Annotated in this window: 20 protein-coding genes and 2 pseudogenes; 11 read left to right on the forward strand and 11 right to left on the reverse strand. The window is 57.2% G+C overall.

What is annotated here, in order from left to right; translation table 11 throughout:
* The first annotated feature begins 9 nt into the window (after window positions 1-9).
* Window positions 10-2,145: a YccS family putative transporter gene (gene yccS / locus HMPREF3140_RS24350; protein WP_023316617.1), complete on the forward strand. Its 2,136-nt coding sequence runs from the start codon at window positions 10-12 to the stop codon at window positions 2,143-2,145.
* 13 nt (window positions 2,146-2,158) lie between these two features.
* On the opposite strand, the gene HMPREF3140_RS24355 is transcribed toward yccS, so the two are convergent.
* Complete coding sequence (locus HMPREF3140_RS24355) at window positions 2,159-2,755, reverse strand: TfoX/Sxy family DNA transformation protein (protein WP_004150836.1); 597 nt, start codon at window positions 2,753-2,755, stop codon at window positions 2,159-2,161.
* 348 nt (window positions 2,756-3,103) lie between these two features.
* Here HMPREF3140_RS24355 and sulA point away from each other — a divergent pair, with 348 nt between their 5' ends.
* Both sulA and ompA read left to right on the forward strand, forming a co-directional pair.
* Entirely contained in the window at window positions 3,104-3,613 is a 510-nt protein-coding gene (sulA, locus tag HMPREF3140_RS24360; RefSeq protein WP_002898418.1) for an SOS-induced cell division inhibitor SulA, read from the forward strand.
* Window positions 3,614-3,965: 352 nt separating this feature from the next.
* Window positions 3,966-5,036, forward strand: a complete 1,071-nt coding sequence (gene ompA, locus HMPREF3140_RS24365) for a porin OmpA (protein WP_002898408.1) — start codon at window positions 3,966-3,968, stop codon at window positions 5,034-5,036.
* A 131-nt stretch (window positions 5,037-5,167) separates the two neighbouring features.
* Here the strand turns inward: ompA and matP are convergent, their stop codons facing one another.
* Window positions 5,168-5,620, reverse strand: coding sequence for a macrodomain Ter protein MatP (gene matP / locus HMPREF3140_RS24370; protein WP_002898404.1), 453 nt, complete (start codon window positions 5,618-5,620; stop codon window positions 5,168-5,170).
* Between the two features lie 185 nt (window positions 5,621-5,805).
* Here matP and HMPREF3140_RS24375 point away from each other — a divergent pair, with 185 nt between their 5' ends.
* Together HMPREF3140_RS24375 and fabA are read left to right on the forward strand one after the other, a co-directional pair.
* Window positions 5,806-7,563: an AAA family ATPase gene (locus HMPREF3140_RS24375; RefSeq protein ID WP_032411213.1), complete on the forward strand. Its 1,758-nt coding sequence runs from the start codon at window positions 5,806-5,808 to the stop codon at window positions 7,561-7,563.
* A gap of 69 nt (window positions 7,564-7,632) precedes the next feature.
* Window positions 7,633-8,151, forward strand: coding sequence for a bifunctional 3-hydroxydecanoyl-ACP dehydratase/trans-2-decenoyl-ACP isomerase (gene fabA / locus HMPREF3140_RS24380; protein WP_002898398.1), 519 nt, complete (start codon window positions 7,633-7,635; stop codon window positions 8,149-8,151).
* Window positions 8,152-8,219: 68 nt separating this feature from the next.
* On the opposite strand, the gene rmf is transcribed toward fabA, so the two are convergent.
* The 6 genes and pseudogenes from rmf to rlmKL all read right to left on the reverse strand — a co-directional run bounded on the left by rmf (window position 8,220) and on the right by rlmKL (window position 16,138).
* Complete coding sequence (gene rmf, locus HMPREF3140_RS24385; RefSeq protein ID WP_002898396.1) at window positions 8,220-8,387, reverse strand: ribosome modulation factor; 168 nt, start codon at window positions 8,385-8,387, stop codon at window positions 8,220-8,222.
* A gap of 253 nt (window positions 8,388-8,640) precedes the next feature.
* Window positions 8,641-9,204: a membrane integrity-associated transporter subunit PqiC gene (pqiC, locus tag HMPREF3140_RS24390; protein ID WP_002898392.1), complete on the reverse strand. Its 564-nt coding sequence runs from the start codon at window positions 9,202-9,204 to the stop codon at window positions 8,641-8,643.
* A complete protein-coding gene (pqiB, locus tag HMPREF3140_RS24395; RefSeq protein ID WP_002898390.1) occupies window positions 9,204-10,841 on the reverse strand; it encodes an intermembrane transport protein PqiB in 1,638 nt (545 codons plus the stop codon). The genes pqiC and pqiB overlap by 1 nt, the downstream gene beginning before the upstream one ends.
* Window positions 10,831-12,099: a membrane integrity-associated transporter subunit PqiA gene (pqiA, locus tag HMPREF3140_RS24400; protein WP_032411211.1), complete on the reverse strand. Its 1,269-nt coding sequence runs from the start codon at window positions 12,097-12,099 to the stop codon at window positions 10,831-10,833. Before pqiA ends, pqiB begins: the two co-directional genes overlap by 11 nt.
* Window positions 12,100-12,113: 14 nt before the next feature.
* Window positions 12,114-14,020, reverse strand: a pseudogene (locus HMPREF3140_RS24405) (ABC transporter ATP-binding protein).
* Window positions 14,021-14,032: 12 nt separating this feature from the next.
* The gene (gene rlmKL, locus HMPREF3140_RS24410; RefSeq protein ID WP_032411209.1) at window positions 14,033-16,138 is read right to left on the reverse strand and encodes a bifunctional 23S rRNA (guanine(2069)-N(7))-methyltransferase RlmK/23S rRNA (guanine(2445)-N(2))-methyltransferase RlmL; all 2,106 of its coding nucleotides are present in this window, start codon (window positions 16,136-16,138) and stop codon (window positions 14,033-14,035) included.
* 99 nt (window positions 16,139-16,237) lie between these two features.
* Between rlmKL and HMPREF3140_RS24415 the strand changes: the two genes are divergently transcribed.
* The gene (locus tag HMPREF3140_RS24415; protein WP_032411206.1) at window positions 16,238-17,347 is read left to right on the forward strand and encodes a YcbX family protein; all 1,110 of its coding nucleotides are present in this window, start codon (window positions 16,238-16,240) and stop codon (window positions 17,345-17,347) included.
* Here the strand turns inward: HMPREF3140_RS24415 and zapC are convergent.
* Window positions 17,344-17,886, reverse strand: coding sequence for a cell division protein ZapC (gene zapC / locus HMPREF3140_RS24420; RefSeq protein WP_070553145.1), 543 nt, complete (start codon window positions 17,884-17,886; stop codon window positions 17,344-17,346). The two genes, HMPREF3140_RS24415 and zapC, sit on opposite strands and share 4 nt — an antisense overlap.
* Window positions 17,887-18,055: 169 nt before the next feature.
* Complete coding sequence (gene pyrD, locus HMPREF3140_RS24425) at window positions 18,056-19,066, reverse strand: quinone-dependent dihydroorotate dehydrogenase (protein ID WP_002898303.1); 1,011 nt, start codon at window positions 19,064-19,066, stop codon at window positions 18,056-18,058.
* A gap of 249 nt (window positions 19,067-19,315) precedes the next feature.
* Between pyrD and ssuE the strand changes: the two genes are divergently transcribed.
* Genes ssuE through ssuB form a run of 5 tightly spaced genes read left to right on the forward strand, consistent with a single transcriptional unit; the run spans window position 19,316 to window position 23,560 of the window.
* Window positions 19,316-19,891 (forward strand): NADPH-dependent FMN reductase, encoded by a 576-nt coding sequence (gene ssuE / locus HMPREF3140_RS24430; protein WP_002898296.1) that lies wholly within the window; start codon window positions 19,316-19,318, stop codon window positions 19,889-19,891.
* On the forward strand, window positions 19,884-20,846 hold the full coding sequence (locus tag HMPREF3140_RS24435; protein ID WP_032411205.1) for a sulfonate ABC transporter substrate-binding protein: 963 nt from the start codon (window positions 19,884-19,886) through the stop codon (window positions 20,844-20,846). Before ssuE ends, HMPREF3140_RS24435 begins: the two co-directional genes overlap by 8 nt.
* A complete protein-coding gene (ssuD, locus tag HMPREF3140_RS24440; protein ID WP_002898293.1) occupies window positions 20,843-21,988 on the forward strand; it encodes an FMNH2-dependent alkanesulfonate monooxygenase in 1,146 nt (381 codons plus the stop codon). The genes HMPREF3140_RS24435 and ssuD overlap by 4 nt, the downstream gene beginning before the upstream one ends.
* Window positions 21,989-21,998: 10 nt before the next feature.
* On the forward strand, window positions 21,999-22,790 hold the full coding sequence (gene ssuC / locus HMPREF3140_RS24445) for an aliphatic sulfonate ABC transporter permease SsuC (protein WP_004141755.1): 792 nt from the start codon (window positions 21,999-22,001) through the stop codon (window positions 22,788-22,790).
* Complete coding sequence (gene ssuB, locus HMPREF3140_RS24450) at window positions 22,787-23,560, forward strand: aliphatic sulfonates ABC transporter ATP-binding protein (protein WP_004150838.1); 774 nt, start codon at window positions 22,787-22,789, stop codon at window positions 23,558-23,560. Before ssuC ends, ssuB begins: the two co-directional genes overlap by 4 nt.
* Window positions 23,561-23,764: 204 nt before the next feature.
* Here the strand turns inward: ssuB and pepN are convergent.
* Window positions 23,765-26,379: pseudogene (gene pepN, locus HMPREF3140_RS24455) on the reverse strand (aminopeptidase N).
* Window positions 26,380-26,414: the final 35 nt, after the last annotated feature.

Below are 26,414 nucleotides of genomic sequence, written 5' to 3' on the forward strand. Positions count from 1 at the left end.
AACACGGACATGATTAGCCCCCTGCTACGCCGCTACACCTGGAACAGCGCCTGGCTTTATAACGTACGAATTTTTATCGCGCTCTGCGGCACAACGCTGTTTCCCTGGTGGATCGGCGAAGTCAAACTGACCATCCCCCTCACCCTCGGCGTCGTGGCTGCGGCTCTGACCGACCTTGACGACCGTCTGGCTGGCCGTCTGCGTAATCTTGCCATTACTTTGGTTTGCTTTTTTATCGCCTCCGCCTCCGTGGAGCTGCTGTTTCCGTGGCCGCCGCTGTTTGCCCTTGGTTTAACCGTGTCTACCATCGGCTTTATTTTGCTTGGCGGCCTCGGTCAGCGCTATGCGACCATTGCCTTCGGCGCCCTGCTTATCGCCATCTACACCATGCTCGGCGTCACGCTGTACGATCATTGGTATCTGCAGCCGTTGTTCCTGCTGGCGGGGGCAGTGTGGTACAACCTGCTGACGCTGTCCGGGCACCTGATCTTTCCGATTCGTCCATTGCAGGACAACCTGGCGCGTAGCTATGAGCAGCTGGCCCGCTATCTTGAGCTCAAATCCCGGCTGTTTGATCCTGACCTTGAGGATGAGAGCCAGGCGCCGCTGTACGATCTGGCGCTCGCTAATGGCCAGCTGGTAGCTACGCTTAACCAAACCAAGGTCTCGCTGCTAACCCGACTGCGAGGCGATCGGGGCCAGCGCGGCACCCGCCGCACCCTGCAGTACTACTTTGTGGCCCAGGATATTCATGAACGCGCCAGCTCATCGCATATTCAGTATCAAACCCTACGCGATCAATTTCGCTATAGCGATGTGATGTTCCGTTTCCAGCGTATGCTTTCGATGCAGGCGCAGGCCTGCCAGAAGCTGGCGCGGGCGATTCTGTTACGCGAACCCTATCAGCATGATGCCCATTTTGAACGGGCGTTCATGCATCTCGATGCGGCACTTGAGCGCGTGCGCGCCGGCGGCGCATCCGACGAGCAGCTCAACGCCCTCGGGTATTTACTGAATAACCTGCGCGCTATCGATGCTCAGCTGGCCACCATTGAATCGGTGCAAACCACCGCGCCTGCCGGGAGTAATACCGAGACGCTGCTGGCCGACGACAGACTCGGCGGTCTGAGCGATATCTGGCTGCGCCTGCAGCGCAATATGTCGCCAGAGTCGGCCCTTTTCCGCCACGCAGTACGTATGTCGTTGGTGCTCTGCGCCGGCTATGCCTTTATCCAGTTTACCGGGCTCCAGCATGGCTACTGGATCCTGCTAACCAGCCTGTTCGTCTGTCAGCCGAACTATAACGCCACCCGCCATCGCCTGGCGCTAAGGATTATCGGCACGCTGGTTGGGGTGGCGATCGGCCTGCCGGTCCTGCTGCTGGTTCCCTCTGTTGAAGGGCAACTGCTGTTGATCGTCCTGACCGGCGTGCTGTTTTTTGCCTTCCGTAACGTGCAGTACGCCCATGCCACGATGTTTATTACGCTGCTGGTGCTGCTGTGCTTTAACCTGCTTGGCGAGGGCTTTGAAGTCGCGCTGCCGCGTATCATTGATACGCTGATCGGCTGCGCCATCGCCTGGGCAGCGGTCAGCTTCATCTGGCCGGACTGGAAATTCCGCAACCTGCCGCGGGTGCTGGACCGGGCAATGAACGCGAACTGCCGCTATCTGGACGCGATTCTGGAGCAGTATCATCAGGGCCGCGACAACCGGCTGGCCTACCGTGTCGCGCGTCGTGACGCCTACAACCGTGATGCTGAGCTGGCCTCCGTCGTCTCGAACTTATCGACTGAACCACGCGCGGATGCCACCCAGCGAGAAACCGCCTTTCGTCTGCTATGCCTTAACCACACGTTCACCAGCTATATCTCCGCTCTTGGCGCGCATCGGGAAAAACTGTCCACGCCGGAAATCCTCGCCCTGCTGGATGATGCAGTCTGTTATGTGGATGACGCCTTGCATCATACCCCCGCGGATGAACAGCGGGTGCAACAGGCTTTGAACAGCCTGCAAAGCCGGATCCATCATCTGGAACCGCGCGCGGACAGTAAGGAACCCTTGGTCTTACAGCAGATTGGCCTGCTGCTGGCGCTGCTGCCTGAAATCTGCCGCCTGCAGCAACGGGTCCACGCCCAAACCGAATAACAAGGCTTTTCCGCTACCGGGTAGCCGCCCATTCGAGAAGCTCCTGACGCCGTGGCGTCGGGAGCGCGGCGGCATGTACCCCGGCAATCGCCCCCTCCAGCGCCAGCAATACGCTCAGCGATAAAGAAGCATTATTTACGCGTAGCCTCAGCCATGCCTCCTGCGCACCAACTTCCCGCAACGTCCTAACGTCCGGTATGCCCGCGTGAATCAGCTGCAATTCCATATGAAAGCTGATATTGGGTAAATCCTTCAGGCGGCCCGACGCCCGTCGGTAGTTCTTTTCGCGCTGCGCACTCTGCCACGACAGTAGCGATAGCCGAAAAAGCTGCTGCTCATCGCGCCATAAAGTGTCGTCAATTTGATAATACTTCAGCGGCACTATGCGGCCGTGTCGGCGCAGCGTTAACAGAGGATTACGATGTTCCACCCGATAAGCAGCGCTCTGCTCGCAGGCCTTCAGATAAATGTTTCCCTCGGCCACCATCGCAAACACCGTATCATCAATAGCCAGGCTGTAGCCGCCAAAGAGCGGACGAGTATGCAGTTGACCCAGCGGTGAGACGCAGGCCTGAAATTGCGGGAGCCGCGGACAAACTAGTTTTCTCATGATCATTCCTTTGTTAATCATGTAATTAAACTTAAGTTGTTAACGGATCCGCTAAGAGAAAACATAAGGGACTTCCCGGGCAGCAGCAAGATGATTTTCGCCGACTTTTTCACCAGAATGCGGTTTTGCGAGACGCTTTCAGAAAATCGCAAGCGTTGCAGCAATCGACAGGGAGAAATGAAATCATTAGCGCGCGTTAAGGATTGGATAATGCAGGGGCTTCTTTTGACAGATAAGGAACCACGAGAAGCGATTAAATTCCCGGCAGCAAAATGGCAAATTGCGGTTGATCTTTTCCCCTGGCGAAGATACTGTATATGCATACAGTAACTAAAGGCGGGATAGACTATGTTTACTTCAGCTCACGCAAACCGTTCAGCACAGGCTTCTGCTCCGGCAGGCCACTACGCTCATCGTTCTGGCGAACAGAACACCAATGGGCTGATCAGTGAAATTGTCTATCGTGAAGATCAACCCATGATGACGCAGTTATTGCTGCTACCTTTATTACAGCAGCTGGGTCAACAGTCGCGCTGGCAGCTGTGGCTCACGCCGCAACAAAAGCTCAGCCGCGAATGGGTTCAGTCCGCCGGTCTGCCGCTGTCCAAGGTCATGCAAATTAGCCAGCTCTCTCCCAGCCATACCATAGACTCAATGATCCGTGCCCTGCGCACGGGTAATTATAGTGTGGTTATCTGCTGGCTGGCGGAGGAGTTAACCGCTGACGAACACGAACGTCTCGTTAACGCTGCCCAGGTAGGGTCCGCGATGGGATTCATCATGCGCCCGGTGCGAAATCAGGGCACGCTCGGCAGACAACTCAGCGGGCTAAAAATTCACTCAAATTTGTATCATTGAGTGAAATTAGGATTATTCCTGGAATTTTTTTTACCGCTGGGAAAGGTACAGCGTTTTTTATGGTCTTTTTCGCGGAATGCCTGCCACACGGGGATTTCTGTCTTTTTTTCGTGTACGAAAATCAACCATATTTGTTAAATATTGTGTACACAACCCTTTTTTTTCATATGCCTGACAGAGTTCACACTTGTAAGTTTCGAACTAAGTTGTAGACTTTACATCGCCAGGGGTGATCGGCTTACGCTGCATGTATCAGCATAGTTAACAACAAGTCACGCCCCCGGTGAAGGATTTAACCGTAAGGTCTTTTGTAACTTCATGGCGAATTTTGGATGATAATGAGGCGCAAAAAATGAAAAAGACAGCTATCGCGATTGCAGTGGCACTGGCTGGCTTCGCTACCGTAGCGCAGGCCGCTCCGAAAGATAACACCTGGTATGCAGGTGGTAAACTGGGTTGGTCCCAGTATCACGACACCGGTTTCTACGGTAACGGTTTCCAGAACAACAACGGTCCGACCCGTAACGATCAGCTTGGTGCTGGTGCGTTCGGTGGTTACCAGGTTAACCCGTACCTCGGTTTCGAAATGGGTTATGACTGGCTGGGCCGTATGGCATATAAAGGCAGCGTTGACAACGGTGCTTTCAAAGCTCAGGGCGTTCAGCTGACCGCTAAACTGGGTTACCCGATCACTGACGATCTGGACATCTACACCCGTCTGGGCGGCATGGTTTGGCGCGCTGACTCCAAAGGCAACTACGCTTCTACCGGCGTTTCCCGTAGCGAACACGACACTGGCGTTTCCCCAGTATTTGCTGGCGGCGTAGAGTGGGCTGTTACTCGTGACATCGCTACCCGTCTGGAATACCAGTGGGTTAACAACATCGGCGACGCGGGCACTGTGGGTACCCGTCCTGATAACGGCATGCTGAGCCTGGGCGTTTCCTACCGCTTCGGTCAGGAAGATGCTGCACCGGTTGTTGCTCCGGCTCCGGCTCCGGCTCCGGAAGTGGCTACCAAGCACTTCACCCTGAAGTCTGACGTTCTGTTCAACTTCAACAAAGCTACCCTGAAACCGGAAGGTCAGCAGGCTCTGGATCAGCTGTACACTCAGCTGAGCAACATGGATCCGAAAGACGGTTCCGCTGTTGTTCTGGGCTACACCGACCGCATCGGTTCCGAAGCTTACAACCAGCAGCTGTCTGAGAAACGTGCTCAGTCCGTTGTTGACTACCTGGTTGCTAAAGGCATCCCGGCTGGCAAAATCTCCGCTCGCGGCATGGGTGAATCCAACCCGGTTACTGGCAACACCTGTGACAACGTGAAAGCTCGCGCTGCCCTGATCGATTGCCTGGCTCCGGATCGTCGTGTAGAGATCGAAGTTAAAGGCTACAAAGAAGTTGTAACTCAGCCGGCGGCTTAAGTTATAACCGATAAAAAAACCCGCTTCGGCGGGTTTTTTTTATGCCCTCTCGCCCACTTCAGCGGCTGAGAGCTGTGAAGCAGCCCCCGGCCAGGGCAACCACCAGCAGGCGGGTCGACGATCCTACCTGGCTATTCTTTCCCTAACAGTACCTGCAGATCGTGCTTCAGGCTCGACATTTTGCTGGCATATTTCTCTTTGTGCTCGGCATCTTCAATCAGCTGGACGATGGTTTCAGACAAGGTTTTGCCCCGCCGCTGCGCCAGGCCAGCAAGACGCTGCCAAACGACAAACTCAAGGTCGATAGACTTCTTACGCGTATGCTGATGCTCAGCGTTAAAATGGCGTTTCCGTCGCGCGCGGATAGTCTGCTTCATGCGGTTCATCAGCGCCGGATTCATATGCTGCTCAATCCAGGCATGCACCAGCACAGGTTCATTCTCGAGCGTCAGCAAGTCATCTACCGCAGCTTGCGCAGCGCTGGCCTCAATGTAGCGGGTAATCAGCTCACCTTCCCGGTGCTTCTTTACCAGATATTTCCATTTCCAGCCGCTTTCAAGATTTTCCAGTTGTTGATATTTCATTGCGATCTCAATGTGACCGTGTAACTCATTTCAGGATATCAGTTTTTTTCTGATGTGCTGAATATAAATCATTATTCGTGAAGTCTGCGACCGGGTAATCATCAGGGTAACCATAATCCTCCGTGTGCTCGGTCGCGGCATCAGGTATAATTGCGCGCTTTACATCTAACTAAAAAACAGCGACTTTGACCATTACGAAACTGACCCGAACCGACCTTGCGCCTGATCTGGAAGCTTACCAGGCGCTGTTTGCTCAAGCTGAACTTTCCCATCCGGCCCCCTCCCTCTCGGGCGATCTGCAGCCGCGTTTGTTCTATGGGCTTGAGCAGCTGCTGTACACGCCGGCAGTCTCCTCCTTCATGCTGGTGAAAGCCCCTGAAGAGCCGGAATATCTGCAATGGCTGGCGGCTGAAACCCGGACTCTGCACGAGCCTGCCGCACCGCTTTACGGCGTCCGCTATAAGGTAACCGACGCTCAGGTGACGCTCGCACCGGCGCAGGGCGCTGAGGATAATTTCGCCAGCACTGCCCCGGTCGTGATGGCCGATTGGGTAGAAGCGGAACAGCTGTTTGGCTGCGTACGCCAGTTTAACGGTGCAATCACCCTCCAGCCTGGGCTGGTCCATCAGGCCAACGGCGGCGTGCTTGTGCTTTCGCTACGTACACTGCTGGCGCAACCGCTGCTGTGGGTGCGTCTGAAAAATATGGTGACTCGTCAGCGCTTTGACTGGCTTTCTATGGATGAATCGCGTCCGCTGCCGGTCAGCATTCCCTCCATGCCGCTGAGTCTGAAAATCATCCTGGTGGGCGAACGCGAATCGCTGGCCGATTTCCAGGAAATGGAGCCGGAGCTGGCTGCGCAGGCGATCTATAGCGAGTATGAAGACACTCTGCAGTTTGCTGACGCCGACACGCTAAAGGCCTGGTGCCAGTGGGTATGGCAGAATGCGCAGCAGCTGGAGCTGCCGGGCCCGGCAGCCGATGCCTGGCCTCTGCTGATCGATGAGGGAACGCGCTATACCGGCGACCAGGAGACCCTGCCGCTCAGTCCGCTATGGATAACCCGCCAGCTGCGGGAGGCTGCCGCCTTCTGCGAAGGCGAGGAGATTACCGGCGAAGCGATGCAGACCATGCTGGCGCGCCGGGTATGGCGTGAAGGCTACCTGGCGGAGCGTATGCAGGATGAAATCCTGCAGGAACAGATCCTGATTGAAACCGAAGGCGAATGCGTCGGGCAGATCAACGCCCTGTCGGTGATCGAATTCCCCGGTCATCCACGCGCGTTCGGTGAACCTTCACGCATCAGCTGCGTCGTGCACATTGGCGATGGCGAATTTATCGACGTCGAACGTAAAGCCGAGCTGGGCGGTAACATTCATGCGAAAGGCATGATGATCATGCAGGCTTTTCTGATGTCCGAGCTGGAGCTGGAGCAGCAGCTTCCCTTCACTGCTTCGCTGACCTTTGAGCAGTCCTACAGTGAAGTGGATGGCGACAGTGCCTCCATGGCGGAACTCTGCGCCTTAATCAGCGCCCTGGCCAATGTACCGATAAATCAGAGCATCGCGATCACCGGCTCCGTCGACCAGTTTGGTCGCGTGCAGCCGGTCGGCGGCCTGAACGAGAAAATTGAAGGCTTCTTCACTATCTGTCAGCAGCGCGGTTTAACCGGCAAACAGGGAGTGATTATCCCTGCCGCCAACGTTCGTCATCTCAGCCTGAGCCACGAGCTACGTCAGGCCGTTGCCGACAACCAGTTTGCTATCTGGGCCATTGACGATATTACCGAAGCGCTGCCGATGTTGACCCAGCTGATGTGGGACGGTGAAGGACAGACGCTGCGACAAACCATTCAGGAGCGGATAGCGCAGGCGACCCAGCAAGAGACTCGCCATCGTTTTCCGTGGCCGCTACGCTGGTTAGGTGGGACAAGTTCTAACTGATCGGACTTGTTCAGCTTACACGTGTTAGCTATCCTGCGTCCCGAACTTAAAATAAGGCTTACTGAAAACATGGTAGATAAACGCGAATCCTATACAAAAGAAGATCTTCTTGCCTCTGGTCGTGGTGAACTGTTCGGCGCGAAAGGCCCGCAGTTACCGGCACCAAACATGCTGATGATGGACCGCGTCATCAAAATGACCGAAACCGGTGGTAACTACGATAAAGGTTATGTTGAGGCAGAACTCGACATCAATCCTGACCTGTGGTTCTTCGGTTGCCACTTTATCGGCGATCCGGTGATGCCGGGCTGCCTGGGCCTGGATGCTATGTGGCAGCTGGTCGGGTTCTATCTTGGCTGGCTGGGCGGCGAAGGCAAAGGCCGCGCGCTGGGCGTTGGCGAAGTGAAATTTACCGGTCAGGTTCTGCCGACCGCGAAAAAAGTCACCTACCGTATCCACTTCAAGCGCATTGTTAACCGTCGTCTAATTATGGGACTTGCGGATGGTGAAGTGCTGGTTGACGATCGTCTGATCTACACCGCGAACGATCTGAAAGTGGGTCTGTTCCAGGATACTTCCGCTTTCTGATAACATTCAGTAGCGATTAAAAGGCGAAGCCCCCGCTATGCGGAGGCTTCTTTTTTAAAGAGACAGTGTCAGGCCGTTAGTACCCTGTCCTCCATGGCTTCTCGCCAGCCTCCCAGCCACCATGAGCGTTGATTCAGGCTCTGGTATGGACACATTTCTTTCGATCTTCCCGCGATACCCGCCTGATATCCGCGTTGGTGTGCCCGTTCCAGGCGATCTCGTTTTTGTCTCTTCATGCCTCGTTTCCCTCATTCTTTGATCTGGTGGAAAAGAAAACAGTGGTCGCAAATTGTGCAGCCACGGGTTACGAATACCGCGAAAAGAAGGCAACGTCAATGCGCAAAATTCACGCCAGTGTCATATTTGTGACCTATATAAGAGTTCATTTTTTGTTCGCTCGGCGCAGCCGCCGGTAACGAACTGACCTGGCAAAAAAAATGCCGCGCGGCCCAGGTGAACCGCGCGGCAGGTCATTATGATGAATTTTACTTATGGCAGACGATTAAGCTCGCTGGCAATGGCAGCCGCCTCCTGGCTCCACGCCTGCGCCAGGGTCTTGACCATCGCGTCATAACCATCCTGTTCCTGCCTGAGGACGATGTTAAACGGGCGCTTAATCAGCTGTCCCTGATGCTTCAGCAGCCACTCACCGCTAACGATAACCCGCCCGTCATAGCGACCATGAAAGCCATTGACCGCAACGTTGAGGGTATCCTGCTCGCTCCCCAGCGGCTGGGACGACACTACCCAGCCGGGCAACTGCTGGCTGAGATTTGCCACCAGCGTAGTGCGCAGCTGCTGATCCAGCGGACTGGCCCACAGATTATTATTGGCGATCACATACTGCACGTCGGTGGTCTGATAGACCACCCCGTTACCCGCCAGATAATCCGGGATGCTGACCTGCTCTACCCACAGCAGACGTGCCCCCTGACTGGCGGCGCTCTGCGCGCCGCCCTGCACAACCGGTAGCTGATAGTATGTCTTGCTTTCCCCGCCGCTACTGCACGCCGTCAGTACGCATACGGCTGCCGCCAGTAACCATTTTTTCATTATTTCGCTCCCTTCGGCTGTGGATCTTTTTTATCCTTCGCCTCAAATACCAGCGCATTGCTCTTATCATTTAGCGTTTTCAGAACCGGCTGCAGCTCACGCAGCACCTGATCCAGACGCTGCATATCGGCCACCATCTTATTGTAGGCCGCAGAGCCCGGCTGGAAGCCCTGCATGCTACGGTTCAGCTCACGCAGCGTCGTCTGCATATCGGCGGGCAGCTGCTGCATTGACTGGCTGGAGGTGATCTTATTCAGATTATCCAGCGTGGTCTGCACGTGCTGCATCGTCTTCTCGCTCTGCGCCAGGGTGCTGGTCGCCTGCTCCAGCAGCGGATTAATCGGCAGGTTATTAATCTTATCCAGCGCATCCATCAGACGCTGCTGGATCTGTGCCAGTCCACCGCTGATGGTCGGGATAATCGGATAGCCGTTAAACTCCTGTATTTTCCCGCGCGGGGGCGCCTTCGGATAGAAGTCGAGATCGATATACAGCGCGCCGGTCACCAGGTTACCGGTTTTCAGCGAGCCGCGCAGTCCGCGGTTGATCAGATCGTCAATGTGGGCGCGAATATTCGGATCGCCGCCAAGCTGATTAATCAGCCGTTGCGGTTCAACCCGCACTTCCACTGGAATACGATAGTCATCGTTCAAACGCTGCTTCAGCCCCGGAATAAAGAACGGCACTTTGCCGACGGTGCCCAGACGGATACCGCGGAACTCCACCGGCGCGCCCGGCTGCAGGCCGCGAACCGAGTCTTTGAAGAACATGACGTAATCGATATGCTCGGTAAAGACTGAATCCTGGATGCTCTTCTGATCGTCAAACAGATGGTATTCCGTTTTATTCGCCACCGGCTCCCCGAGGTCCAGTCCTTCAGGAATATCGAAGCTCACCCCGCCGCCAAACAGCGTCGACAGCGAGCCCATCTCGACGCGCATCCCCGCCGAGGTCAAATCTACAGCGATCCCGCTGTCCTTCCAGAAACGAACGTTGGTGGTCACCAGGCGATCGTTCGGCGCATTGATGAACAGCTGGTAAGTAATACGACGTTTCTGCGTGTCGAAAGTGCTGGTTTCCACTGACCCCACGCGATAGCCGCGGAATAACACCGGATCGCCCGGCGACAGCTGGCCCGCCTTGCTGCTTTCCAGCAGAATACGGATCCCCTTGGCATCCGGCGAGGCCAGCGGCGGAGAATCCAGTAGCGGATACTGCGCTGGCACCGAACCTTTCGTTCCCGGCTGCAGTTCAATATAGGCCCCGGACAACAATGTCCCAAGACCGCTGATCCCCTCGCGCCCAACCTGCGGCTTTACCACCCAGAAGACGGAATCGTTGTGCAGCAGCTTCTGCATCCCGGAATTGAGGCGGGCTTTGATTTCCACGTGGGTGAGATCGTCGGTCAGCGTCGCGCTCTCCACCACCCCAACGTCTACGCTGCGGCTCTTGATCCGGGTTTTTCCCCCTTCAATCCCTTCCGCATTGGTGGTGATCAGCGTGACCTCAGGCCCCTGATGGCTGTAATGATAAAACAGGATCCATGCCCCGATCAGCGCAGTGACGATAGGGAAGATCCACACCGGTGACCAGTTCTTCACCTTCTGCACTTTCGCTTCTCCGCTCTTATTTTCCATGTTGTTGTATTTCCTCATGGCTTGAATCTGGCTCACGATCCCACAGTAAACGGGGATCAAATGTCATGGCTGAAAACATGGTCATCACCACCACCAGCGCAAACATGACCGCGCCGATGGCTGGATAGATATTCATTAACCCTCCCATGCGGACCAGCGCAGAGAGCACGGCGATGACAAAAACGTCAATCATTGACCAGCGGCCAACAAATTCCACCACCTCATAGATCAGATGCATGCGCTCCGAATCTCGCGCGCCGTTGCCGTTGGCGTTCCAGCACAACCAGGCGATAGCGATCATCTTCAGCGTCGGCACCATAATACTGGCGATAAAGATCACCAGCGCCACCGGATATGAACCTTCGCTCCACAGTAAAATCACCCCGGCCATAATGGTCGATGGCATTTTATCGCCCAGCAGATCGGTGATCATGATCGGCATAATGTTGGCAGGGAGATAAAGGATAAATGACGTCACCAGCAGCGCCAGCGTCCACTGCAGGCTATTTTTGCGCCGCGCCGTTCCTTTACTGTTACAGCGCGGGCAGACGGTCTGATCGACCGGCAACACCGCCGTACAGCAGGCACAGGAGCGCAGCCCCTGACGGATACCGGTCACCCCGACCTTCAGCGGCTGGGTAATGGCCGGCATGAGGGCAATATCATCCCATAGCCAGCGGCGGTCGACGCACTGAAAAGTACGTAACTGCAGCAGGCAAAACATACACCAGGGAACAAAGCTCAGACCGATGCCGATATCACCGTAGGCCATCAGCTTGACGAAGCTCACCAGCACGCCGGCAAGAAAGATCTCCGCCATGCCCCAGGTTTTCAGTTGAAAGAGAATTCGCGCAAGGAACGTCTTCAGGCCGGCAGGCATTCTGACCCGATTAACCAGCAGCAAAATGGTGACCAGGCAAAACGCCGGCACTAATTGAACAAAGAGTAAAAAGAAAGTCCCGAGACTGGCGTAATCCTCGGTAAACAGTACGTTGGGAATTTCCAGCAGCTCTATTTCGCTACTGATGCCGCCCACTTTCATATAGATAAAAGGGAACAGGTTGGCCAGCAGCAGCATAAACAGCGCGACCAGCGCATACGCCGTGGGACGCTGGCGAGGCGCGTCCCACGTGGTGGTTAACGTTGTACCGCAGCGCGGGCAGGCGGCTTTCTGGCGATGCTCAAGCTGCGGCAAAGCCACCAGCAAATCACATTGGGGACATAGAATATGTCGCGCAGCATGATGATGATCGCACATGACAACTCCTCGGCTCAGGCGCCGTTCTTTAATCCTTCGAGATATTCCCAGCGTTCAAAGGCCGCTTCCAGCGCCTGCTCCGCTTCGGCCAGCTGCGCCAGCACCTGCTGCGTGCGATCGTGCGGTTGCCCGAAGAAATCGGGATCGGCAACCTGATCCTGCAGCGTCTGCAGTTCGGCCTCGAGAGCCTCCAGCTTCTGCGGCAGTTGTTCCAGCTCGCGCTGCAGGTTATAGCTTAGTTTGTTCCCGCCGCGTTTGACAGTTTCTGCTTTTGGCTGAGCGACTTCCGTGTTTTTTTAACGACCGTCTGCTTTTGCGCCAAAGACTGGGCCTGCTGACCGCGGGCGTCGTGATAGCCGCCGACGTACTGGCCAATACGACCGCCGCCTTCGAAGATCCAGCACTCGGTCACGGTATTGTCGACAAACTGACGATCGTGGCTCACCAGCATCACGGTCCCCTGATAGCCATCGATCAGCTCTTCCAGCAGCTCCAGCGTTTCAACATCGAGGTCGTTAGTCGGTTCATCAAGGATCAGCAGATTGCTGGGTTTCAGGAACAGCCGGGCCAGCAGCAGGCGGTTACGTTCCCCTCCGGAAAGCGCACGTACCGGGGTCATCGCTCGTTTCGGATGGAACAGGAAGTCCTGTAGATAACCCAGCACATGACGTGGCTTACCGTTAACCATTACCTCCTGTTTGCCTTCCGCCAGGTTGTCCATCACCGTTTTATCCGGATCCAACTCCGCGCGGTGCTGGTCGAAGTAGGCGACCTCCAGCTTGGTGCCAACATGGATCCGCCCGCTGTCGGCCTGCAGCTGGCCGAGCATCAGCTTCAGCAACGTGGTTTTCCCGCAGCCGTTGGGGCCGATCAGGGCGATCTTGTCGCCGCGCTGGATCTGTGCGGAGAAATTCTTCACCAGCACTTTGCCGTCAACCTGATAGTTGACGTTTTCCATCTCAAAGACGATTTTGCCGGAACGGGAAGCCTCCTCAACCTGCATCTTCGCGCTGCCCATCACTTCCCGACGCTCACCGCGCTCGCGGCGCATCGCCTTCAGCGCGCGGACTCGGCCTTCGTTACGGGTCCGGCGCGCTTTGATACCCTGACGGATCCACACCTCTTCCTGGGCCAGCTTGCGGTCAAATTCTGCATTCTGCAGTTCTTCGACCCGCAGGGCTTCTTCTTTATCGAGGAGATACTGATCGTAATTTCCCGGATAGGTCACCAGCTTGCCACGATCGAGGTCGACAATGCGCGTCGCCATATTGCGGATAAAGGAACGGTCATGCGAAATAAAGATAATCGTGCCTTTAAAGGTTTTCAGGAAACCTTCCAGCCAGTCGATGGTTTCGATATCGAGGTGGTTAGTGGGCTCATCCAGCAGCAGCACGCGCGGCCCACTGACCAGGGCGCGGCCCAGCGCCGCTTTACGTAGCCAGCCGCCGGACAGCGACGCCAGCTGCGCATTGGCGTCAAGGCCCAGCTGCTCAATCACTTCGTTAATGCGGCTGTCCAGCTGCCATAGTCCCAGGTTATCGAGCTGCTCCTGCAGGCGCGCCAGTTCATTTAAATTTTTGTCGCTCGGATCGGTCATCACCTGATGCGACACGTCATGGTAGGCTTTCAGATAAGCCGCCTGCTCGGCGATCCCTTCGGCGACAAAATCATACACCGTACCAGCAACGTTCCGCGGCGGATCCTGCTGCAGACGCGCCACGATCAGGTCCTGTTCATAAATGATGCGTCCGTCATCCAGCCCCTGCTCGCGGTTGAGGATCTTCATCAGGGTAGATTTACCGGCGCCGTTGCGTCCGACGAGGCAGACGCGTTCGTTATCTTCAATATGCAGCTCGGCATTATCCAGCAGCGGCGCATCGCTGAAGGAAAGCCAGGCGCCGTGCATACTAATCAGTGACATTATTTATTCCTTTCAGGCTGCGGTAATCAGCCAGCAGTTGTGGATCTGACGGTTGCGGGCAAAATCCTGCGACAGCGTTTTTTGCGAAATCTCTTGCGCCTTCAGGCCAAGCGCCGCCAGCCCGTCATGATCCATACGGAAACCGCGTTTGTTATTCGAGAACATAATGGTGCCGCCTTTACGCAGCAGACGTTTTAGATCGGTCATCAGGCGAATGTGATCGCGCTGGACGTCAAACGCATCTTCCATTCGTTTGGAGTTGGAAAAGGTCGGCGGATCGATAAAGATCAGATCGAACTGCTCGGTGCTCTCCCGCAGCCAACCCAGCACGTCCGCCTGCATCAGGCGATGCGCGCGGCCGGTCAGGCCATTGAGACGCAGGTTGCGTTCCGCCCACTCCAGGTAGGTGCGTGACATATCCACCGTGGTGGTGGATCGCGCACCGCCGAGGCCTGCGTGGACGCTGGCGCTGCCGGTATAGGAGAACAGGTTCAGGAAGTCCTTACCTTTACTCATCTGGCCGAGCATGCGACGGGCGATACGGTGGTCGAGGAACAGACCGGTATCCAGGTAGTCGGTGAGGTTGACCCACAGGCGCGCGTTATACTCCTGTACCTCAATAAAGTCGCCCTTCTCCGCCATCTTCTGATACTGGTTTTTCCCCTTCTGCCGTTCACGGGTTTTCAGCACCAGCTTGTTAGGCGCCATGTCCAGTACGGCGATAATCGCAGCGATGATGTCGAACAGACGCTGGCGCGCCTTATGCGCGTCGACGGTTTTCGGCGGGGCATACTCCTGGACCACCACCCAGTCGGCATAGCGGTCAATGGCCACGTTGTATTCCGGTAGATCAGCATCGTACAGGCGATAGCATTCGATTCCTTCCTGGCGGGCCCATTTTTCAAACTTCTTCAGGTTTTTACGCAGACGGTTAGCAAAATCCTCCGCCAGCATCGCCGGCTTGCCGCCTTCGCTCTCCGCCAGGTGATAATTCTTCTGCACGCAGTCCAGCGGGCCGTTCTTGGCTTTAAACTGCTTGTCGGCACGCAGCTGCAGGCAACTCAGCAGCTCCGGCGAAGCGCTGAATACCGACAGGTTCCAGCCGCCGAACTGACTTTTCATTATCCGGCCAAGCAGGCTGTGCAGAGCGATCAGCGCTGGCTCGCTTTCCAGACGTTCGCCGTACGGCGGGTTACTGATCACCGTCCCGTACGGGCCTTTCGGCAGCGGGTTGTTCAGTTGGGCGACGTCTTTCACGTCAAAATCGATCAGCTCGCCAATGCCGGCGCGGCGGGCGTTGCGGCGCGCGCGCTCGATTACGCGCGCGTCGACGTCTGAGCCGTAGAAGCGTGACTCATACGCTGCCAATCCCTGACGAGCGCGGGTTTGCGCTTCCGCCTTCACCTCTTTCCAGATGGCGTCATCGTGCTGCGCCCAGCCGCCAAAGCCCCAGTGGCCGCGGTGCAGGCCCGGCGCGCGATCGGTCGCCAGCATCGCCGCTTCAATCAGCAGGGTACCGGAGCCGCACATCGGATCGAGCAGCGGCGTACCTGGTACCCAGCCAGAGCGCATGACGATCGCCGCCGCGAGGTTTTCTTTGATCGGCGCCATTCCGGTACCATCGCGATAGCCGCGCAGGTGCAGGCCTTCGCCGCTCAGATCCAGCGAGATGTGCGCCGTCTCTTTGTTCAGCCAGACGTTGATCCGCAGATCGGGCGACTCACGATCGACGTTCGGGCGCGGTAGATTCTTACGGGTGAAGCTGTCGACAATGGCGTCTTTAACCTTCAGCGCGCCGTACTGGCTGTTACGGATCTCGTCATTGAGGCCGCTAAAATGCACCGCGAAGGTGGCGCCAGGGTTGAACATCTCCGTCCACGGAATGGCCTGTACGCCGAGGTACAGATCCAGATCGCTGTATACGCGACATTCGCCCAGCGGCAGCATGATGCGCGAAGCCAGCCGGCTCCACATCAGGCTTTGATACAGCAGGCGCGTATCCCCCTGAAAATGGACCCCGCCCTGGACTACCTGGCAGTCCGTCGCGCCAAGCCCTTCCAGTTCAGTTTTTAACAGCTCTTCCAGCCCACGAGCCGTACTGGCAAACAGAGAATTCATATCGTCACTTTTACTTAAAGAAAATTGGTGCGCATTATAGCCAATATGTGCCCTATGTCATAAAGTTATAGGCTTATTTTTGGAACCCGGAGGCAGCGTATGGTAACGCTATCGCGACTTTTTATTCATCCTGTTAAATCCATGCGCGGCATGGGCCTGACCCACGCCTTTGCTGATATCAGCGGCCTAGCCTTCGATCGCCTGTTTATGGTCACCGAAACCGACGGGACCTTTATTACCGCTCGCCAGTTTCCGCAAATGGTGAAATTTATTCCGGCGCCGCTGCATGATGGCCTTCACCTGACCGCACCGGACGGCAGCAGCGCCGTGGTGCGTTTTAGCGATTTCGCCACGCAGGCCGAGCCGACCGAAGTCTGGGGCAACCATTTTACCGCCCTCATCGCGCCCGCCGCCGTTAACCAGTGGCTCAGCGGCTTTTTCAAGCGCGATGTCCAGCTGCGCTGGCTGGGGCCGCAGCTAACCCGCCGGGTAAAGCGCCATGATGCGGTGCCGCTCTCCTTCGCCGACGGCTACCCTTACCTGCTGGCTAACGAGGCCTCCCTGCGCGATCTGCAACAGCGCTGCCCGGCCAGCGTAAGCATAGAACAGTTTCGCCCTAACCTTGTGGTCACCGGCGCGGCGGCCTGGGATGAAGATAGCTGGAAAGTGATCCGCATCGGCGAGGTGGTGTTTGACGTCGCTAAGCCGTGCAGCCGCTGCATTTTTACCACCGTCAGCCCGGAGCGCGGTCAGAAGCATCCCGCCGGGGAGCCGCTGGAAACCTTAAAGCGTTTTCGTACCGCGCTGGACAATGGCGATGTCGATTTTGGCCAGAACCTGATTGCCCGCTACAGCGGGGTGATCCGGGTGGGAGATGAAGTGGAAATCCTTACCCGCGGCCCGGCGAAAGCCTACGGGGCAGGTGAAAGCGACGATACCCCGGCTCCCGAGGCGCAGCAGCAGGCTACGGTTGCCATCGAATGGCAGGGTCAACAGTTTACCGGCAATAACCAGCAGGTGCTGCTGGAGCAACTGGAACAACAGGGCATTCGCGTACCCTATTCGTGTCGGGCGGGGATCTGCGGCAGCTGCCGCATCCGGCTGGAAGAGGGAGAAGTGAGTCCGTTAAAGAAAAACGCGGTTGCCGGAGATGGCACTATTCTCTCCTGCAGCTGTGTACCGAAAACAGCGCTACGCCTGGCGCCTTAAACCGCCTGCCCCAGACTGTAGCTGACCGCGCTCTGCGCCGGCTGCAGTCTGTCATTCATAATTTTAATGACATCGCCCAGCTGCATGACGCGGCCGGCAAGGGTGAGACCCGGCTGAGCCAACAGACAGAGCGCGGCGTTATCGCCCGGCTCCACCACCAGTAAATTCACCTGCTCGCCGGTATCGCTCAGCCAAACGCAGGCGGCGTCGCCGCCGCTCGGCTGCCAGTGATGGGTATGGGCGATAAAGTGCCAGCTTTTCGGCATCTGCGGTTTGAGAAAACGGATGGCGGTGAGCGCGTTAAGGACTAATTCCGCCCGCTGCTCTTTCGATAGCTCGAGATCGCGACATTTTTCTTCAAAAGAGAAATAGAGCGCGGCGTCATCAACGTAAAATCCCGAAGGGGCAAAGGCATCCGGAGTCAGCATGCGCCGGGCGAAGCGCGAGCGAAATAACATGCCATTGGCCAGATCGAGCATCATGCGGTCGTGCTCTTCATCGTAATACCAACGCCAGTTATCGTCAGGTTTAATCCGCATTTTTCCCCCTGTCCCCTTTCATACGCCTCTGCAAAGTTGTTGCGACTTACCGCAGAATATTTTCTAAAATTAAGAAAAGTCTAAAATGTTTAAATAAGCAACAGTGAGGGAATATAAAACAACCAGGGCCGGAAATAAAGCCCTGGGTGGGATTCAGAGGAGGAAAAGATTAGATGTGGGTAACAATTTCTTTAATCAGCGGCGGACCTTTAAAAATAAATCCAGAATAGATCTGCACCAGCGATGCCCCGGCGGCGATCTTTTCCCGCGCGGCAATCACCGAATCAATGCCGCCCACGCCGATGATAGGCAAACGGCCATTCAGCTCAGCGGAGAGCATACGGATAATTTCAGTGCTTTTTAATTGTAATGGACGACCGCTAAGCCCGCCGGTCTCATCGCAATGTTTCATTCCCTGAACCAGGGAACGATCGAGGGTGGTATTGGTTGCAATCACGCCATCAATATTATGACGCACGAGGCTATCGGCAACCTGGATCAATTCCTCAGGCAAAAGATCCGGCGCGATCTTTACGGCGACCGGGACATATTTTTGATGCTTCTGCTGCAGCTCGAGCTGCTTATTTTTAATACCGGAGAGTAAATCATCCAGCGCTTCGCCGTATTGCAGCGTGCGCAGCCCTGGGGTATTCGGCGAGGAGATATTAATGGCGATATACCCGGCGTACGGATAGACTTTTTCCATACAAATCAGGTAATCATCTTTCCCGTGCTCAACCGGCGTATCTTTATTTTTGCCGATATTGATACCCAGCACGCCGTCAAAATGCGCCTTTTTCACATTCTCAACCAGGTTATCGACGCCATGGTTATTAAAGCCCATGCGGTTGATCAATCCCTCGGCATCAACCAGACGGAAGATCCTTGGCTTATCGTTGCCCGGCTGCGGACGCGGCGTCACGGTGCCGATCTCGATCGAACCAAACCCCATCGCGCCCAGCGCGTCAATGCATTCCCCATTTTTATCCAGCCCGGCCGCCAGACCCAGCGGGTTTTTAAAGGTTAGCCCCATGCAGGTGACAGGCCTGGCCGGTACCTTCTGGCGAACCAGCATTTCCAGCGGCGTCCCGGTGACACGGCGTAATTGTTGAAAGGTAACTTCATGAGCGCGCTCAGGATCGAGCTGAAAAAGGGCTTTACGAACGAAGGGGTAGTACATGAACTCTCCTGGATTCCCGGTGTGCAAACCGGGGGCGTATTATGTGCGATCTGTTGCGGAAAGGGAATTGACCTGCGACAAAAAATCCCCCATCAGCGCAAACGATTACCTACCCCGCGCGCCATTATGCGCTTTTCGGCTATCTAACCGCGGATAAATCATTTAGGGAAATAATGGCCCTCTGTCACACTCACTATAAATGTTATCAATTATAGATAAATGCAAACATTTAGTTATAAGGAGAGAGAGATGCGCGTCATTACGCTTGCGGGCAGCCCGCGTTACCCTTCCCGTTCCAGCGCCTTGCTGGAATACGCCAGAGAGACGCTCACCGCCGCCGATATCGAAGTCTGCCACTGGCATCTGCAGAACTTTGCCCCGGAAGACCTCCTGTACGCTCGTTTTGACAACCCGGCGCTGCAGACGCTCAATGAACAGCTGGCCGGGGCTGATGGCCTGATCATCGCCACGCCAGTGTATAAAGCCTCGTTCTCCGGCGCGCTGAAAACGCTGCTCGACCTGCTGCCTGAGCGAGCGCTGGAGGGCAAAATCGTGCTGCCGCTCGCCACCGGCGGGACCATCGCTCACATGCTGGCGGTGGACTACGCGCTGAAGCCAGTGCTGAATGCCCTCAAGGCCCAGGAGATCCTCCATGGCGTCTTCGCTGATGACAGCCAGGTGACCGATTACCAGCATAAGCCGCAGTTTACCGCGAATCTGCAGCGGCGCCTTGATGACGCCCTGGAGACCTTCTGGCAGGCGCTGCATCGCCCCAGCAGCCGTGCGCCGTCGTTAACATCTCTGCGTGGGGTGGAGCATGCTTAATCCTCTCCGCGCCCTGACTCTGGGCGGACTGCTGCTATTCTCTTCGCTGGGTCACGCCGCCCCGGCGGTACCTGACGCTCTGCGCATCGGCTACCAAAAAGGCAGCGTCAGCATGGTGCTGGCGAAGAGCCATCAGCTGCTGGAGCAGCGCTATCCGCAAACCCATATCTCGTGGATTGAGTTCCCGGCCGGTCCGCAGATGCTGGAGGCGCTGAACGTCGGCAGCATTGATATCGGCAGTACCGGCGATATTCCGCCTATCTTTGCCCAGGCGGCTGGCGCCGATTTGGTCTATATCGGCGCGGAGCCGCCCAAGCCCAAGGCGGAGGTGATCCTGGTGGCGCAGGACAGCCCGATTCATAACGTTGCTGAGTTAAAAGGGAAAAAGGTCGCTTTCCAGAAAGGCTCCAGCTCCCACAATCTGCTGCTGCGCGCCCTGCAGCTCGCAGGTCTGAAATTTAGCGATATTCAGCCGGTTTACCTTGCTCCCGCCGATGCGCGCGCCGCCTTCCAGCAGGGCAATGTCGACGCATGGGCCATCTGGGATCCGTACTACTCCGCCGCGCTGCTGCAGGGCGGCGCCCGGGTACTCACTGACGGAACCGATCTGAAACAGACGGGATCCTTCTATCTTGCTTCCCGGCCCTACGCTGAACGCAATGGCGCTTTCATTGAAGGCGTACTCGACACCTTTACTCAGGCCGATGCCCTGACCCACAGCCAACGCGCGCAAAGTATTACGCTGCTGGCGAAAACGATGGGCTTACCGGAGGCGGTGATCGCCAGCTATCTGGACCATCGTCCCCCCACCGCGGTTACCCCGGTGAGCGCCGAAACCGCCGCTCGCCAGCAGCAGACGGCAGACCTGTTCTACGAGAACAAGCTGGTGCCAAAAAAAGTTGATATCCGGGCCCGCATCTGGCAGCCCACCGCCACACAAGGAGCGAAATCATGAGTCTGAATATGTTTTGGTTTTTACCGACCCATGGTGATGGTCGTTATCTGGGTACCGAAGAGGGTGCCCGTCCGGTCGATTATGGCTATCTGCAGCAAATCGCGCAGACGGCGGATCGGCTGGGCTTCACCGGCGTGCTGATCCCGACCGGACGCTCTTGTGAGGATGCGTGGCTGGTCGCGGCCTCAATGATCCCGGTGACGCAGCGGCTGAAGTTCCTTGTCGCTCTCAGGCCAAGCGTGGTATCGCCGACGGTGGCCGCGCGTCAGGCGGCGACCCTGGACCGGCTGTCAAACGGCCGGGCGCTGTTCAATCTGGTCACCGGCAGCGATCCTGCCGAACTGGCAGGCGACGGCGTCTTCCTCGACCACACCGAGCGCTATGAGGCCTCGGCTGAATTTACCCACATCTGGCGCAAGCTGATGGAGGGAGAAACCGTCACCTTTAACGGCAAGCATCAGCGCGTTCGCGACGCCAAACTGCTGTTTCCGCCACTGCAGCAGCCGCGTCCACCCCTCTATTTCGGCGGCTCGTCTGAGGTAGCGCAGGAGCTGGCCGCTGAGCAGGTCGATCTTTATCTTACCTGGGGAGAACCGCCGGCCCAGGTGGCAGAGAAAATAGCTCAGGTGCGAGAGAAAGCCGCCCGGCATGGTCGCCAGGTGCGTTTTGGCATCCGTCTGCACGTGATCGTCAGGGAAACCAACGAGGAAGCGTGGCAGGCGGCGGACAGCCTTATCTCCCATCTTGACGACGAGACGATCGCCCGCGCCCAGGCGGCTTTCGCCAGAACCGACTCCGTTGGCCAGCAAAGGATGGCGGCCCTGCACAACGGGCGACGCGATAAGCTGGAAATCAGCCCCAACCTGTGGGCTGGCGTGGGTTTAGCGCGCGGCGGCGCCGGGACCGCGCTGGTGGGCGATGCCGCCACCGTTGCCGAAAGGATCAATGAATACGCCGCGCTGGGTATCGATAGCTTTATCTTTTCCGGCTATCCGCATCTGGAAGAGGCGTACCGGGTCGGAGAGCTGCTGTTCCCCCTGCTTGACGTCGCGGTGCCGTCCATCCCGCAGCCGCAAAACCTGCGTCTGCAGGGGGAAGCGGTCGCCAACGAGTTTATTCCGCGTAAAGTAGCGCAAAGCTGAGGAGACCGTGATGGCAAAATCAACCCATCCCCTGTTGTTACGCCTCGCCCCCTGGCTGCTGCCGGTAGGGACGGTCATTGTCTGGCAGCTGGCCTCGTCCGTCGGCTGGCTGTCGACGCGGGTGCTGCCCTCGCCGGAGGGGGTATTGAAAGCGTTCTGGACCCTCTCGGCCAGCGGTGAGCTGTGGCAGCATCTGGCCATCAGCTCATGGCGGGCGCTGGTCGGCTTCGCCATCGGCGGCTCGATCGGGCTAATACTCGGCCTGATCAGCGGCCTGTCTCGCTGGGGCGAGCGTCTGCTGGATACCTCGATCCAGATGCTGCGCAATGTCCCGCATCTGGCGCTGATCCCGCTGGTGATCTTGTGGTTCGGCATCGATGAGACCGCCAAGATCTTCCTTGTCTCGCTGGGCACCCTGTTCCCGATCTATATCAACACCTGGCACGGGATCCGCAATATTGACCGTGGGCTGGTTGAGATGGCGCGCAGCTATGGCTTATCCGGCTTCGCCCTGTTCCGTCACGTGATATTACCCGGCGCCCTGCCCTCAGTTATGGTCGGCGTGCGTTTTGCCCTTGGTCTGATGTGGCTGACGCTTATTGTCGCCGAAACTATCTCGGCGAATGCCGGCATCGGTTATCTGGCGATGAACGCGCGTGAATTTCTGCAAACCGACGTGGTGGTAGTGGCGATCATCCTTTACGCCATCCTTGGCAAACTGGCCGACGTCTGCGCCCAGCTGCTGGAACGGCTCTGGCTGCGCTGGAATCCGGCGTATCATCTTCAGGAGGCTAACGCATGAACACTGCCCGTCTCAACCCAGGTATCCCGCTGCTGCTGAACGGGGTGACGAAACGCTATGGCGACAACACCATTCTTAACGAGCTGGATCTGCATATTCCCAGCGGCCAGTTTGTGGCGGTGGTAGGCCGCAGCGGCGGCGGCAAAAGTACCCTGCTGCGCCTGCTGGCAGGTCTGGAAAAACCAAACGCCGGCGAACTGCTGGCTGGCGCGACGCCCCTGGCGGCGATCCAGGACGACACCCGGATGATGTTTCAGGATGCGCGCCTGCTGCCGTGGAAAACAGTGATTGATAACGTGGGGCTGGGGTTAAAAGGCGCCTGGCGCGACGCCGCCCTGCAGGCGTTGGCCAGCGTCGGACTTGAAAGCCGCGCACAGGAGTGGCCGGCCGCGCTGTCGGGTGGGCAGAAGCAGCGCGTTGCGCTGGCCCGCGCGCTGATCCATCGCCCGCGCCTGCTGCTGCTGGACGAACCGCTGGGGGCGCTGGATGCCCTCACCCGTCTGGAGATGCAGGAGCTGATCGTCTCCCTGTGGCAGGAGCATGGCTTTACGGTCCTGCTGGTCACGCACGACGTCAGTGAAGCGGTGGCCATGGCCGATCGGGTACTGTTAATTGAAGAGAAGAAGATTGGCCTCGATTTAAGCGTGGATATCCCGCGACCGCGGCGCACCGGTTCGGCGAAGCTGGCCGAGCTGGAGGCTGAAGTACTGGATCGGGTGATGAAACGCGGCGACAGCGAGCGTGCGCCGCGTTTGTTTAGTCATGGCTGACCGGCGTAACTGTCTGCTGTCTGAACGGGGGCATATCGTCATCCGACATGTCCCCGGCTCGCGCGTTGCACAGCCGTGCTACCAACGCCAAATCAGCCGTGTATTCCAGGTCGGGTAAACATCGCGCCGCCCGACAACATCACCGCGCTAACGGGTAACCCGGACAGGGCGCAAGGCGCGCCGCAGCCCGGGGTTATGCCACCGTTACGCCAGCGCCTTACTGATTTTCTCGAACAGGTCGCCAGAAAGATTTTCCAGCCCCTTCAGCTGCTCCAGCGCGGCGCGCATCAGCGCCTGTCGCTTCTCATCATAACGCTTCAGACGAATCAACGGCTCAATCAGGCGCGACGCCACCTGCGGGTTACGCTGGTTAAGCTCGGTCAGCATCTCCACCAGGAACTGATAGCCGCTGCCATCTTCAGCATGGAACGCCGCCGGGTTGCTGCTGGCGAAAGCGCCGATTAACGAGCGCACACGGTTCGGGTTGCTCATGCTGAACGAACGGTGGTTCAGCAGACCGCGCACGGTTTCCACCACGTTGGCTGCCGGGCTGGTGGACTGCAGGATAAACCACTTATCCATCACCAGACCGTCCTGATGCCATTTGTCATCGTACTCCTGCAGCAGCGCATCGCGGCACGGCAACTCAGCGGCAACCGCCGCCGACAGGGCGGCCAGCGCGTCGGTCATGTTATCTGCCTGGTGATACTGCGTCGCCACCAGCTTATCGCCCAGCGTCGGTTCCGCAAACGCCAGATAGCGCAGGCAGGTATTGCGCAGAGCACGTTTACCAATATCGGCGTGCTCCACCCGATAGCGTCGAGCTTATTGGCGTTATAAACCGCGAGGAATTCGTCCGCCAGTTCGTTCGCCAGGGTGCGGGTGAGCGCTTCGCGCACGGCGGCGATGGCGATCGGATCGATAATCGCGAACATCTCGGCGATTTCGTTGGCTGACGGCAGGGTTAAGATCTCAGCGGCCAGCGCCGGATCAATCTTCTCATCCAGCAGGATGGCGCGGAAGGCATCCGCTACGTGCACCGGCAGCGACAGCGGCTGTCCCTGCTGATGGCGGTTGACGTTCAGCTTGATGTAAGTCGCCAGCAGGCTCTGCGCCGCATCCCAGCGCGAGAAATCATTCCGCGCGTGACGCATCAGGAAGGTCAGCTGCTGATCGCTCCACTTGTATTCCAGTTTCACAGGCGCTGAAAATTCGCACAACAGCGCCGGCACCGGCTGGAAATAAACGTTATCGAAGACAAACGTCTGCTCGGCCTGGGTCACATTAAGCACCGGGTGTACCGGGTGACCGCCCTTCTGCAGGGGGATCACCTTGCCCTCGTTATCGTACAGCTCAATGGCAAACGGGATATGCAGCGGCTGCTTCTCGGCCTGCTCGGCGGTCGGCGGCGTACGCTGGCTGATGGTCAACGTATACTGCTCGGTCTCCGGATTATAGTCGTCATGCACGGTGACGATTGGCGTACCGGACTGGCTGTACCAGAGGCGAAAGTGCGACAGGTCGACGTTAGAGGCATCTTCCATCGCCTGCACGAAATCGTCGCAGGTGGCGGCGCTGCCGTCATGGCGTTCAAAGTACAGCTGCATCCCTTTCTGGAAGTTTTCTTCACCCAGCAGGGTGTGCAACATGCGGATCACTTCGGCACCCTTTTCATAGACCGTCAGGGTGTAGAAGTTGTTCATCTCGATAACCATATCCGGACGGATCGGGTGCGCCATCGGGCTGGCGTCTTCGGCAAACTGCAGCCCGCGCATGGTGCGCACGTTGTTGATGCGGTTCACCGCCCGTGAGCCGAGGTCGGAACTGAACTCCTGATCGCGGAACACGGTCAGCCCCTCTTTCAGGCTGAGCTGGAACCAGTCACGACAGGTGACGCGGTTGCCGGTCCAGTTATGGAAATATTCATGACCAATCACGCGCTCAATATCGAGGTAGTCTTTATCGGTGGCGGTATCGGTACGGGCCAGAACATATTTGGAGTTAAAGACGTTGAGTCCTTTGTTCTCCATGGCACCCATATTAAAGAAGTCGACGGCGACAATCATATAGATATCGAGGTCGTACTCGAGGCCAAAGCGCTCCTCATCCCACTTCATAGAGTTTTTCAGCGAGGTCATCGCCCAGGGCGCGCGATCGAGGTTGCCGCGATCGACGTACAGCTCCAGCGCCACTTCGCGGCCAGAGCGGGTGCGGAATGAATCGCGCAGGACGTCAAAATCACCGGCCACCAGCGCAAACAGGTAGCACGGCTTCGGGAACGGATCCTGCCACTGTACCCAGTGACGACCGTTCTCCAGCTCCCCTTCCGCCATACGGTTGCCGTTGGAAAGCAGGAACGGGTATTTCGCTTTATCGGCGATAATTTTGGTGGTAAAGCGCGCCAGCACATCCGGACGGTCCAGATACCAGGTGATATGGCGGAAACCTTCCGCTTCGCACTGGGTGCACAGCGCTTCGCCTGACTGATACAGGCCTTCCAGCGCGGTGTTCGCCGCCGGGCTGATCTCATTGACGATGGTCAGGGTGAAATGCTCCGGCAGGCCGCCGATCACCAGCTGATTGTTTTCTTCTTTATAGTCACTCCACGGCTGGCCGTTCACCTGCAGAGCGATCAGGGTCAGATCTTCGCCGTCCAGGCGCAATGGCACATCAGACGCAGCCGCGTGGCGGGAGACCTTGCTCTCGGCCGTAACAACGGTTTTTGCGGCATCCAGGTCAAAGGTCAAATCGATATCGCTAATCAGATACTCCGGCGCACGATAGTCGTGGCGGTATTTGGCTTGGGGCTGTTGTGTCATAAAAAACCTTTAGCATCTTCGGTAAAGTGTCGTCC

The organism is Klebsiella sp. HMSC16A12, assembly GCF_001808265.1.
Taxonomy (GTDB): Bacteria; Pseudomonadota; Gammaproteobacteria; order Enterobacterales; family Enterobacteriaceae; genus Klebsiella; species Klebsiella pneumoniae.